This is a genomic window from Agromyces kandeliae, assembly GCF_009674665.1.
Taxonomy (GTDB): Bacteria; Actinomycetota; Actinomycetes; order Actinomycetales; family Microbacteriaceae; genus Agromyces; species Agromyces kandeliae.
In genome coordinates this window covers 1-12,289 of the sequence record NZ_WKJD01000014.1, presented here as the reverse complement: position 1 = coordinate 12,289, position 12,289 = coordinate 1, and the positions used below count along the sequence as shown (strand labels likewise).

11 protein-coding genes are annotated in these 12,289 nt (G+C 72.4%); 9 read left to right on the top strand and 2 right to left on the bottom strand.

The window, feature by feature from the left end; genetic code table 11:
* Positions 1–141 precede the first annotated feature (141 nt).
* The 6 genes from GJR97_RS09855 (at position 142) to GJR97_RS09830 (ending at position 5,777) form a co-directional block, all read left to right on the top strand.
* Entirely contained in the window at positions 142–909 is a 768-nt protein-coding gene (locus GJR97_RS09855) for an SDR family oxidoreductase (RefSeq protein WP_154346330.1), read from the top strand.
* A gap of 3 nt (positions 910–912) precedes the next feature.
* Positions 913–2,409, top strand: coding sequence for a rhamnulokinase (locus GJR97_RS18760; RefSeq protein ID WP_154346329.1), 1,497 nt, complete (start codon positions 913–915; stop codon positions 2,407–2,409).
* Positions 2,396–3,151: a class II aldolase/adducin family protein gene (locus tag GJR97_RS09845; RefSeq protein WP_154346328.1), complete on the top strand. Its 756-nt coding sequence runs from the start codon at positions 2,396–2,398 to the stop codon at positions 3,149–3,151. Before GJR97_RS18760 ends, GJR97_RS09845 begins: the two co-directional genes overlap by 14 nt.
* Positions 3,148–3,882, top strand: a complete 735-nt coding sequence (locus tag GJR97_RS09840; RefSeq protein ID WP_229276206.1) for an SDR family oxidoreductase — start codon at positions 3,148–3,150, stop codon at positions 3,880–3,882. The genes GJR97_RS09845 and GJR97_RS09840 overlap by 4 nt, the downstream gene beginning before the upstream one ends.
* A 63-nt stretch (positions 3,883–3,945) precedes the next feature.
* A complete protein-coding gene (locus tag GJR97_RS09835) occupies positions 3,946–4,773 on the top strand; it encodes a class II fructose-bisphosphate aldolase (protein ID WP_154346327.1) in 828 nt (275 codons plus the stop codon).
* Entirely contained in the window at positions 4,770–5,777 is a 1,008-nt protein-coding gene (locus GJR97_RS09830) for a 1-phosphofructokinase family hexose kinase (protein ID WP_154346326.1), read from the top strand. The genes GJR97_RS09835 and GJR97_RS09830 overlap by 4 nt, the downstream gene beginning before the upstream one ends.
* Before the next feature lie 73 nt (positions 5,778–5,850).
* Here the strand turns inward: GJR97_RS09830 and GJR97_RS09825 are convergent, their stop codons facing one another.
* Positions 5,851–7,044, bottom strand: a complete 1,194-nt coding sequence (locus tag GJR97_RS09825) for an HAD-IA family hydrolase (RefSeq protein WP_229276205.1) — start codon at positions 7,042–7,044, stop codon at positions 5,851–5,853.
* A gap of 101 nt (positions 7,045–7,145) precedes the next feature.
* On the opposite strand from GJR97_RS09825, the gene GJR97_RS09820 reads away from it, so the two are divergent.
* The 3 genes from GJR97_RS09820 (at position 7,146) to GJR97_RS09810 (ending at position 10,584) form a co-directional block, all read left to right on the top strand.
* Positions 7,146–8,621, top strand: a complete 1,476-nt coding sequence (locus GJR97_RS09820; protein WP_324613368.1) for an FGGY-family carbohydrate kinase — start codon at positions 7,146–7,148, stop codon at positions 8,619–8,621.
* Positions 8,618–9,511, top strand: a complete 894-nt coding sequence (locus tag GJR97_RS09815; RefSeq protein ID WP_154346323.1) for a tagatose-bisphosphate aldolase — start codon at positions 8,618–8,620, stop codon at positions 9,509–9,511. Before GJR97_RS09820 ends, GJR97_RS09815 begins: the two co-directional genes overlap by 4 nt.
* An 89-nt stretch (positions 9,512–9,600) precedes the next feature.
* Positions 9,601–10,584, top strand: coding sequence for a LacI family DNA-binding transcriptional regulator (locus tag GJR97_RS09810; protein ID WP_154346331.1), 984 nt, complete (start codon positions 9,601–9,603; stop codon positions 10,582–10,584).
* Between the two features lie 101 nt (positions 10,585–10,685).
* Here GJR97_RS09810 and GJR97_RS09805 read toward each other — a convergent pair whose 3' ends face one another.
* The gene (locus GJR97_RS09805; protein ID WP_154346322.1) at positions 10,686–12,158 is read right to left on the bottom strand and encodes a mannitol dehydrogenase family protein; all 1,473 of its coding nucleotides are present in this window, start codon (positions 12,156–12,158) and stop codon (positions 10,686–10,688) included.
* Between the last annotated feature and the right edge of the window lie 131 nt (positions 12,159–12,289).

Here is a 12,289-nt window from a genome sequence, read left to right as displayed (position 1 = left end):
CATCACCGCCGACAACGTCGACGGCGACGCCGCCGACGCCATCTACAAGTCCAGCTGCTGACCCCCGGGCAGGCGACGCGGCGGCTGGAGCGCAGGACGCTCCAGCCGCCGCACTCCACGAACACGAAAGGCATCGGGTCCATGAACTTCCCGGATCTCGCAGGCCGCGTCGCGGTCGTCACCGGCGGCGCCCGCGGCATCGGCTACTCGCTCGCATCGGCGCTCGCCAGGCAGGGCGTGAACGTGGCCCTCCTGGATCTCCTTCCCGACGTCGAGGAGTCGGCACGACGCTTGGCCGCGGAGACCGGCGTGAAGACCGCGTCCTCGCTCGTCGACGTCACGGATCCGGAATCGGTGGATGCCGCGTTCGCGACCGTGCGCGATCGGCTGGGCATCGCCGACGTGCTCGTCACGGCGGCCGGGATCACGATCTGGGGCGACTCGGCCGAGGTCGAGCCCGCCACCTGGTCCAAGGTCGTCGACGTGAACCTCAGCGGCACGTTCTACAGCACGCAGGCCTTCGCGCGAGCCCTCCTCGCCGACGGGCGCGATGGATCGGCGGTGCTCATCTCGTCGATGTCGGGAAGGGTCGTCAACGTGCCCCAGCGGCAGGCGTCGTACAACGCCTCGAAGGCCGCCGTCGACCAGCTCGCGAAGTCCCTCGCGGTCGAATGGGCTCCCGCCATCCGCGTCAACGCGATCGCGCCGGGCTACATCCTCTCCGACATGACGCGCCAGTTCACCGAGGCGAACCCCGAGCTCGCCGCCGACTGGGTGTCCATGATCCCCGCCGGACGCATGGGCGAGCCGGCGGACCTCGACGGCGTCGTGCTGCTCCTCGCGTCGTCGGCCTCCTCGTACCTGACCGGTCAGACCCTCGTCATCGACGGCGGCTACACGGCCATCTGACCCGTGCCGTCCTCCGCGTACCTCGCCATCGACCTCGGCTCGAGCAGCATCCGCGTGATGCTCGGCCTGCTCGATCTCCGGCCCGGATCCCACGTGCTCACGGTGCGCGAGGTCGGCCGATTCGCGAACGTTCCGGTCACGTGCCCCGAGGGGCTCGGATGGGACGTGCCGGCCTTGTGGGCTGGTGTCCGCCAGGGGTTGCGTGCAGGCGTCGCCGCCGCGCGTGCCGCCGATGCCGACGTGAGGGGGATCGGCGTCGACTCGTGGGGCGTCGACTATGCGCGGCTGACGAAGGACGGCCGCCTCCGTCCGTTCGTCCGGCATCATCGCGACGCCGACGCCACCCTTGCGGCTGGTACGTCCGCAGCCCGCGACGTCTCCGCCGACTACGCCGTCACGGGCATCCTCGACCAGGCCATCAACTCCGCCCACCAGCTGCGTCAGGATGCTGCCGCCGGCATCGGCGAGCCGTCCGACACCATGCTCCCCATCGCCGATGCGTTCGTCCACCTCCTCACCGGGCGGGTCGGCTCCGAGCCCTCGCTCGCCTCGACCACCGGCTTGATCGACCGGGCGTCCGGCGACTGGTCGGCCGCGCTCAGCTGCGGCCTGGGCGCGAAGCTGCCCGCGATCGTGCCGACCGGCTCCTCGGCGGGCATCACGACGCCCGAGGTCACGGCGGACATCGGCGCGGAGCATCCGATCGCAGTGTGGTCGGTCTCGGCGCACGACACCGCCGCCGCCTTCATGGCGGTGACGGATGCCGACGACACCGGCACCGGGGTCGTCTCCAGCGGAAGCTGGGCGGTGGTCGGCCTCGCCCTCCCGCGACCGATCCTCACCGAGCAGGCCCGAGCGGACGGCTTCACCCAGGAGATCGGTGCGGCCGGGGCGACGCTGTTCGCGAAGAACCTCAGCGGCATGTGGCTGCTCCAGGAGACGCTGCGCGAGTGGGCCGCAGAGGATGCGGTCGAGGCCGGATCGATCGAGACGCTCCGGCTCCTCCTCGACGAGGCGGCCGCATCGGGGTACCGCGGTCGCTTCGACCCGGCCGATCCCGACCTGCAGGCTCCCGGCGGGCTCGCCGGACGTCTCGTGGCGGCGTGCATCGCGTCGGGTGCCGAGCCGCCCGCCTCACGGGGCGACCTGGTCCGAGCCATCGTCGACAGCCTCGCCACCGCCTACGCCGAGACCCTCGAGCGCGCCGCACAGCTCGCCGGCCGACGCCTCGAGCGCGTGCGGATCGTCGGCGGGGGTGCGCGCAACGAACTGCTGTGCGCGCTCACCGCGGAGCGCACCGGCCTCCCCGTGATCGCCGGGCCGGTGGAGGCGTCCGTACGCGGCGTGCTGCTGCAGGCGGCGATCTCGGCAGGCGATCTCACCGGTGCCGCCGCGGCCCGCGCCCTCGCGATCGACGACGGCGAGCGCCCGGACCGACTCATCATCCCCGCGGGCGACCCCGCACGAACCCGATCGGAGAACGCGCATGGACTTGCGTGACCAGCTGACCGAGCTCAGCCGCAGCCTGGGCGCCCCCGCCATGGATGCCGCGCTCCTCGGCGAGGGCAACACCTCGGTGCGTGAAGGCGACACGATGCTCGTCAAGGCATCGGGGGCGGTGCTCGGCCAGGCGACACCGGACGACTTCGTGCGGGTCGACCTTCGCGAGGCCATCGACCTCATCGCCGACGAGGCCGCCGGCGACGCCGAGGTCGACGCGTTCTTCAGCGCCGTCGCCGAGCGCGAGGGTCGCCGTCCGTCGGTCGAAGCGCTGCTGCACGTCGTGCTCTACGAGTCGACGCCGGCTCGGGTGATCGCCCACTCCCACCCCACCGCGGTGAACGCGCTGCTGTGTTCGGAGCATCCCGAACTGCTCGTCGAGGGGGCGCTCTTCCCCGACCAGATCGTCGTCCTCGGCTCGTCGCCGATGCTCGTCCCCTACATCGACCCGGGGCTGAAGCTCGCGCGTGAGGTCCGCGCGCTCCTGAGGGGGCACGTCGAGGCACACGGTCAGCCGCCGACGGTGGTCTACCTGCGCAACCACGGGATGTTCGCCGCCGGCGCCACCCCCACGCAGGTCCTGGGGATGACGGCGATGGCGCAGAAGTGCGCTCGCGCGCTGATCGGCGCGGCCGCAGTCGGCGGGGTGCGCTTCATGCCCGCCGACGAGGTGGCGCGCATCGACTCGCGTCCCGACGAGAAGTATCGACGGGCGCTGCTCGAGAAGGAGGGGATCCGATGAATCCGATGCCACTGGACGGCAAGGTGGCCCTGTTGACGGGAGCGAGTTCGGGTATCGGCCTCGCCACCGCGCAGGCACTCGTGTCGCAGGGCTGCCGGGTGGTCGCGGTGGCCAGGGACGTCGGGCGTCTCGACGAGCTCGCCGCGTCCGCGCCCGACGCCATCTCGACGATCGCTGCCGACGTCTCGGATGCGTCGACGGCGAACGAGATCGTCGACGAGACGCTGCGCCGCCACGGTCGGCTCGACATCGTCCTGCCGAACGCCGGCATCTACGTCGGCGGCGACCTCGTGGACGCGACCATCGAGCAGATCGCCGCAGTGGTGGCGACGAACGTGACCGGGGTGATGGCGCTCGTGCGCGCGTCCCTTCCGACCATGGTGGAGCAGGGATCCGGCGACGTCCTCGTGACCAGTTCCGTCTCGGGTCACCAGGACATCGAATGGGAGCCGGTGTACTCCGCGAGCAAGCACGCGGTCCAGTCGTTCGTGCACACCGTGCGTCGGCAGTACGCGGCGTCGGGTGTGCGCATCGGGGCGATCGCGCCGGGCGTCGTGCTGAACCCGTTGTGGGGCTTCGCGCACGGCTCTCCCGAGGAGGCCGAGCGGATCGCCGAGCGGACCGGCATCCGATCCTCGGACGTGGCGGACACGATCGTGTTCATGCTCAGCCGACCGGCGCACGTCGTGATCCGCGATCTCGTCATGCTGCCCACGGGACAGGAGATCTGATGAGACTCGACAGGATCGCCGTGCGAGCGCCGTTCGCCGGTGCACGACCGGTCGGGGGTTCCGATGCCGATCGGTGACATGCGGACGCTCCTCGGCGCGCATCGCGCCGTCGGCGCCTTCAACTTCATCCAACTCGAGGTCGCCGAGGCCATCGTCGACGGCGCCGAACGCGCGGGATGCGGGGTGGTCCTGCAGCTGTCGCAGAACGCCGTCGCATTCCACGGCGGCCTGGCCCCGAGCGCGTCCGCCGCCCTGCGACTGGCGGAGGCCGCCCGCGTGCCCGTCGTCGTGCACCTCGATCACGCCACCGAGGAGGACCTCATCGACGAGGCGATCGCGCTCGGCGTGCCGTCCGTCATGTACGACGGCGCACACCTGCCCGACGCCGAGAACCTCGCCCGGACCGCCTCGATCGTCGATCGCGCGCACCGCGCCGGGGTGTGGGTCGAGGCCGAACTCGGCGAGGTCGGCGGCAAGGGGGCGCACGCGCCCGGTGTCCGCACGGACGTGGACGACGCCGCGGCGTTCGTCGCGGCGACCGGCGTCGACGCGCTGGCGGTCGCCGTGGGCAGTGAGCACGCGATGCTCGAGCGCAGCGCCAGACTCGACGAGGGCCTGGTCGCCGCACTCGCCGGGCGCCTCCCGGTGCCGCTCGTGCTGCACGGTTCGAGCGGCGTTCCGGATGACGGCATCGTCGGAGCCGTCCGCGCGGGGATGCGCAAGGTCAACGTCGGGACGCACCTGAACGTGGTGCTGACCGGCGTGATCCGCGCCGAGCTCGATCGCGATCCGGAGGTCGTCGACCCGCGGCGCTACCTGCGTCCGGCCCGTGACGCCGTGGCGGCGGAGGTCGAACGGCTCCTGCGCGTCATCTCGCTGGAGTCCCCGTGAGCGCGCCCGCCGCACCGGGAGCTGCGGTCGTCACGCTGACGGCTGCGGGTGCCATCGACGCGACCTACCGCGTCGGGGCGTTGGAGCGCGGCGCCTTCATCCGTGCAGACGCCTATGAGCGCGAACTCAGCGGCAAGGGCGTGAACGTCGCGGCGGGGCTCGCGCTCGCAGGACGCCGTACCGCAGCCGTCGTGGTCATGGGCGAGGAGGACCTCGACTTCGCGGCGCGCTCCCCGCACGCGGGGCTGCTGCGCCTGGTCACGGTGCCGGGAGCGACGCGCGTGAACACCTCCGTGACCGATGGGAGTGGCGCGACCACGAAGATCAATGCGCCCGTTCCGCCGATCCCCGGGCCGGCCTGGGAGGACGCCGCCTCGGCGGTGCACGAGACCTGCGCCGAGCTGCGTGCGGGGTGGCTGGTGGTGTCCGGGACGCTCCCGAGGCTCCTCGGCGAAGACGAGCCGGTCGACCTTTCCGACGTCCTCGCGACGGCGCGGCGGCGCGGCGTCCGGCTGGCACTGGACACCAGCGGGCCCGCCCTCGCCCGCGCCGCGGCCGACCCTGCGGGAATCGCGCTCGTGAAGCCGAACACGCACGAGCTCGCGGAACTCGTCGGCCGGTCGCTGCGCACCATCGGCGACGTCGCGCGTGCGGCGGGGGACCTGGTGCATCGCGGAATCGAGGTGGTCTTCGTCAGCATGGGCGCCGATGGCGTCCTGGTGGTCACCGAAGGCGAGGTCGTGCACGCGCACGCGCATGCACGCGCGGTGGTCAACACCGCGGGCGCGGGGGATGCCTCACTCGCGGGCTTCCTCGTCGGCCTCGGCGATTCGGAGCCCGGCTCGCCGGGCGCTCCCGCTCGCGCGGCCGCCCGGGCCGCAGCCTGGGGCGCCCACGCGGTGTCGCAGGCGACCACGATCCTTCCCGACCTCGATGGGCTGCCCGACGTCTCCGTCGATCTCGATCCGGTCCCCGAGCGACGCTTGACCGAGCCGGCGGCCTGACCCCGTCCCCTCGGCGGATCGCCGCGGCCCGCCTCCTCGACCGACGTCGGGCGCCCGCCGGTCCGGTGGCGGATCAGGCGGGGATGAGACGCAGTTCGCCGCCGTCCTCGGCGAGTCGCACGCGATCGAGGCCGTCGATGATCAGGTCGGCGTGCAGCTCCTCCGCGCCGACCGTGCCGGTGAGGGCCAGCACGGCGCAGCCGGCGGCCCGCGCCGCGGCGACGCCGGCGACGGCGTCCTCGACGACGAGGCACCGTTCCGGGTCGACGCCGAGTCGCTCCGCGGCGGTGAGGAACGGCTCCGGATGGGGCTTGCCGTGCTCGACCTGGTCGGCCGTCACGAACACGTCGGGTGTGGCGAATCCCGCCGCCGACAACCGGGCGGCCGCGATCGGCACCGTGCCGGAGGTCACGATCGCACGTCGCTCGGCGGGCACCGCGTCGTAGAAGGCTCGGGCGCCGCGCACCGGTGGAAGGTCGACCGCATCCGCCACTTCGAGTTCGGTGACGTGCGCGAGCCCTTCCTCGTGCAGGTCGGCCGGGAGGAGGCGTCCGATGAGGGTGCGCGCGGGCTGGCCGTGGTTGGCGTGCAGCGCCTCCATGGAGACCCCGTAGTGCTCGGCGAACCGTCGCCACGATCGCGCCACGGACGCGGTCGAGTCGACCAGCGTGCCGTCGAGGTCGAAGAGCACCGCGTCGAAGGTCCGGCCGAACAACGCCGCGTCGACGTCGAGGTCGCGACGCAGGCCGAGTTCGGGCCGCAGGCGTTCGAGCTGCTGCTCGGTGGTCAGGTCGGCCTCGACCGTGATGACGGGCACCCGAGGCGCCGGAGCGGGAACGTCCTGCCGGTGTGCGTCGCGCGACTCGTTCCGAGCCGCTCGTCGTGCCGCGAGCAGGCCGGGATCGCCGGTGAGGTGGATCATGCGGAGCGCGGCGGGCTCGACCGATTCCCGGAGGAGCCGCCAGGGCTCGCCGCCTTCGAGCTCGGCGGTGAACGGAGCCACCAGGACGGCGCCGCCCGCCGTATCGACTGCGTCGTTCGCCACGGCGCGCAGTGCCGCGTACCGCCCGTCGCGGATCGTGGCGGCGTGCGGGGACGCGAGCCAGTGCCCACCGAGCACCTCCGCGGGAAGCGCGTCGAGCAGCGGCGAGGTGACCGAGTCGAGGTCGATCAGGGGCAGGCCGAGCTCGCTCGCGAGTGCCCGTCCGAGCGTCGACTTCCCGCTGCCCGCTGCGCCGCTGATTGCGACCACGGCTCGCTCGGGCATTTGACACGAACTGTTCATGCGTCCACCATAGACGAATCACGTCACCGGTGTCATGCTTGATTTCACGCGGCTCGGCGATGAGCCGCGACGAGAGGAGCAACGTGTCAGACGACACATCCCGCCGCCGTTCCGGCGCGGCGCGCAGCGAGCCGCCAGGGCCCGAGGGGGTGCTGGCGGCGGGGCTCGACCTCGGCAGCACGGGCATCAAGATGCTCGTCGTCGATGCCCGCGGAACGGAGGTCGCGAGCGGTCAGGTGCCGACGCCATGGCGTGCCGGCCGCGACGGCGCGACCGAGATCGACGCACCCGCACTGCTCACCGCCGTCCGCTCCCTCATCGACGCGATCGATCGGGAGCTCGCCCGCACGACGGCCGAGTCGATCGGAGCACTCGCGATCGCCGGCATGGGCGAGACCGGGATGCTGGTGGACCGGGCCGGCGAAGCGGCCGCCCCGGGGATCGCCTGGTTCGACCCGCGGGGTGCCGAACAGGCCCGCGCGTTCCCGGAAGCAGTCCGGCGGGAGTTCGCGGGCCGCACCGGCCTGCCGCTCGGTGCGCAGGTGACCGTGGCGAAGCTCGCCTGGATGCGCGACGAGGGACTCGGACTTCGCGGACTTCGCTGGCTCGACCTGCCCGAGTTCGTCGCCGCCTCACTCGGCGGCGACATCGCGCTGGAGTACTCGCTCGCCTCGCGGACGGGGCTGCTCGACCAGGACACGGGCGAAGCGTGGCCGCTGATGCTCGAGGTGCTCGGCGTCGAGCGCTCGTTCCTGCCCGAGCTCCGCGGTGGTGGAACGGCGTGGGGGAGGATCGACGGCACATGGGGCTCTCGGACATCGGGTGCGCTCCTGACGGTCGCCGGGCACGACCACCTCGTGGCCGCGGCCGCGAGCGGAACGCTCGGGACTGGCGGCTACCACGTCTCCTTCGGCACGGCGGAGGTGCTCCTCCGGGTGCTCGATGCGCCGCTCGGGTTCGCCGCACGGCAACGCCTGGCCGACGCGCTCATCAACGAGGTGCGCCACATCGAGCCGGGCAGGCACGTGCTCGTCGCCGGAGCGAAGACCGGGCTCCTCCTGCGTCGGGTGCTCCAGTCCGCAGGGATCACCGATCGTGCGGCACGCGACGCGCTCGATGCGGAGGTCATGTCCCTGCCGTTCGAGGGCAGCCTGCCTCCGGGGGCGATCGAGGTCGCGGGCGCCCGCAACGACGACGGCGTGCTGAGGCTCGCCCTGCACACCGACGGCGCGACCCCGGCCGAGATCTTCGGCGCGGTGCTGCGCCACAGCAACGACGAGATCGCCCTGCTCGTGCAGGCGATGGATCGCGAGGTGGCGCCGGCGACCTCGGCGACCCTCACGGGCGGGTGGGCCGGGATGGCTGCCGTCCGCCGCGCGCGCAGCCGAGTCCTCCCTTCGGTGCGCGTCTCGGAACGCGCGGAGGAGACCGCGTACGGCGCAGCCCGCATCGCGCACGCGCTCCTCGCGACCGACCAACGACCCGCGGCATCCGCCGTACGCCCCGACCGGGCATCACCGCGGCGCCAGCCGCTCGCTTCGACAGGAGAGACATCATGAACACCTTGAACACCCTCGAGCGCCGCGCGCTCCAATCCATCTCCACTCCGGACGGCAACATGCTCATCGTCGCCGCGGACCAGCGCAACGGGATGAAGGCGGCCATCACGGACGCACCGGGCGGTCCCGACGGGATCTCACGTGAGCAGCTCGCCGCGGTCAAGGCCGACCTCGTCAGGCACCTCGCGAACCACGCTCCCGCGATCCTCCTCGACCCCGAGGTGGCGCTGCCCATGATCGTCGACGACGGCGTGCTCGACCGCGACACCGCACTCGTCGTCGGTCTCGACGCATCGGGATTCGAGACCGTCGACGGCCTGAGGTACACCCGCTTCGTCCCCGGCGTCACCCCGCGGACCGTGCGGGACCTGGGTGGCGGCGTCGCGAAGATGCTGTACTACACCCGCCCGGACCGGCAGGACGAGTCCTCGCGCGTCGCTGCTGAGATCCGGGACCTCGTCGCCGCGTGCGACGCCGAGGGCCTGCTGCTCATCGTCGAGCTGCTGACCTACCAGCTCGAGGGCGAGTCGGACGAGGCCTATGCGCAGGCGTTCCCCGGCCTCGTCGCCGACGGCGCAGCGCTGGCCGTCGACGCCGGCGCGAAGATCCTCAAGCTGCAGTACCCGGGCTCCGAGGAGGCGAGCGCAGCGGTGACCGAGGCCGCCCGGGGCGTTCCCTGGGCGGTCCTGTCGGCCGGCGTCGACCACGAGACCTTCATCGGCCAGGTCTCGACCGCGGTGGCGGCGGGCGCCGCGGGCGCCATGGCGGGCCGGTCGCTCTGGAAGGACAGCCTGTCGATCGACGCCGCGCGCCGGGAGGAGCTCCTGACCGGCCGCGCGCTGCCCCGCCTTCGCGAGCTGGCCGATGCCGTGGACGGTCGACGGTCCTGAACCGTATCGGCGGGGCGCGCCCGGCGCGCCCCCGCCGATCGCCGCACCGATAGTGTGGCTCCACCGAAGAGGAGATGCCAGTGACGACGATGCGCGATGTCGCCGCACGTGCAGGGGTGAGCACGAAGACGGTCTCGCGGGTCTTCAACGACGATCCGCACGTGCTCCCCGCGACCCGTGCGCTCGTGGAGCAGGCCATGCGCGACCTGAACTACGTTCCGAACGTGCTCGCCACGACGTTCCGGGCCGGACGCGCGTCGGTGATCGGCGTGGCCGTGCCCGACATCGTCGACCCGTTCTTCGCGGCGATCGCACGCGCGATCGAGGACACCGCCCGGGCACGCGGCCTCTCCACGATGGTCACGAGCCTCGGCGACGATCCGGCCGACGAGCGCCCCGCGATCGAGTCGATGCTCGGACGCCAGCTGACCGGACTCGTGATCGCCCCCGTCGGCACCGACCACTCATGGCTTCAGCGGTGGCGCGAGCACACCCCGATCGTCTTCGTCGACCGTGCCCCGGTCGACCTCGAGACCGACACGTTCACCGAGGCGGACGAGTCCGGCGCCTACACGGCAGTCGAGCACCTGATCGCCCGGCACGGTCACCGGAGGATCGCGTACATCGGCGACATCGTCCACCTGTCCACCGAGACGAAGCGCCTCGAGGGCTGGCGCCGCGCCCAGCGGGCGGCCGGGATCGAACCCGACGAGGCGCTCGTGCAGAGCCACGTCTCCGATCGCCTGGCCGCTGCGGGAGCGCTCGACCGGCTTCGCGCCCTGCCCGACCCGCCCACTGCGCTCTTCTCGGCGAACGCCCGCAGCTCGATGGCCCTCGCACACGTGCTGCGGGACGACCCCGTGCCGTTCGTCGGCTTCGGCGACTTCCCGATGGCCGACACGCTCGCCCCTTCGGTGACGGTGATCGACCAGGATCCGAGGCGCCTGGGGCGGCTGGCTGCGGAACGGATCTTCTCGCGCCTGGCCGGCGGCGCGCAGGACGGCGACGTGTTCACGGTCTTGGACGTGCGGCTCGTGGAGCGCGAGTCCTGCCGCGTCGGGCGGCGCGACTGAACGGTCGGGCGGCGCGACCGAACGGTCGGGGACGCGACTGAACGGTGGCCGGAGCGCGCCCGACGGGCGGAGCGAGCTCCGGCCGGCCCGGTGACCGGCGTTCAGTCGGTCGACAGGTCCGCGATGCTCACCCGCGCTCCGCGCTCCGCGAGCGATGCGCGCGCCGCGACGAACGCGTCGCGCAGCACCTGATCGCGGCCGAGGTCGCCGAACACCGCGGTGAGGTCGAGGAAGGCGCCGGGCCTCTCGCGCTCGGCCGCGACCGCGGCCTCCAGCTCGGTGCGGCGCCGGTCCGAGACCGGGGTCGGCTCCCCCTGCTCGGTGCGTCCCTCGAGGAAGACGCTCCACGCCGCGAGCACCAGGGCGGCGCGTCCGATGCGCCCGTCGCCCGCGAGTTGGGCACGCACGACCGGAAGCAGGAACTTCGGGATGCGGTCCGAACCATCGACGACCTGACGGGCGAGCGTATCCCGCACCGCCTGGCCGCCGAAGCGAGCCAGCAGTTGGTCGACGTAGTCGTCGAGGTCGATTCCGGGAACGGGACGCAGGGTCGGGATGGCTTCATCCTGCATGTAGCCCCGGAGGAATCCCACGAACAGGGGGTCCGTGCACACCTCGTGCACGTACGTCGCGCCGGCGAGGATTCCGAGGTAGCTCATGGCCTGGTGCGACGCGTTCAGGAGCCTGAGCTTCATGAGCTCGTACGGCTCGACGTCATCGACGAGTTGCACGCCGACGGCCGCGAGGTCGGGTCGGCCGAGCGGGAAGTCATCCTCGAGGACCCACTGCTCGAACGACTCGGAGCGCACGGGCCAGCGATCGTCGACGCCGAACTCCTCGCGCACCGCTGCGCGTGTCTCGTCGGTGGTCACCGGGGTGATGCGGTCGACCATCGAGTTCGGGAACGACACGTCGGAGGCGATCCACGCGGCCAGGTCGGGGTCGACCCGCTCGGCGAAGCCGAGGACGGCGGTCCGGGCGACCCGGCCGTTGCCCTGGATGTTGTCGCAGGACATCACGGTGAACGGCGGCGTGCCCGCATCGCGACGACGCGCGAGCGCCGTCACGAGATAGCCGAGCACGCTGCGCGGCGTCGTCCCGCCCGCGAGGTCGGCGAGCGTGGCCTCGTCGGACGGGGAGAACGCCCCGGTCGCGTCGTCGACGCCGTAGCCGCCCTCCGTGATCGTGAGCGACACGATCCTCGTCTCGGCGTCGGCGAGCTTCGCGAGCACGGCCTCGGGGTCGTCGGGCGCATAGAGGTACTCGATGATCGAGCCGATCACGCGTGCCTCTGCGGAGCCGTCCGGAGCCGTCGTGACGAGTGTGTACAGTCCGTCCTGCGCGCGCAGCGCGTCGCGCATCGCGAGGTCGAACGGCATCACGCCGACGCCGCAGATGCCCCAGTCCTCCTCGCCGGAGGAGAGGACGCGGTCGAGGTACATGGCCTCGTGCGCGCGATGGAAGCCACCGACCCCGAAGTGGACGATTCGCGTGCGGGTGGCTGCGCGGTCGTACGCGGGCCGGGCTACGGCGGGGTCGAGGCTGCCGAGCGTCTCGGCATCGAGTTGCGTCATGTCGTCATCCTCTTGGAGAGTCGGGGCCCGCGGGTTCCCGGTACGGGTTCCCGCGGGCCATCGGATCAGGTCAGCAGCTGGACTTGTAGATGGCGTCGGCGGCGTCGCCGTCGACGTTGTCGGCGGTGATG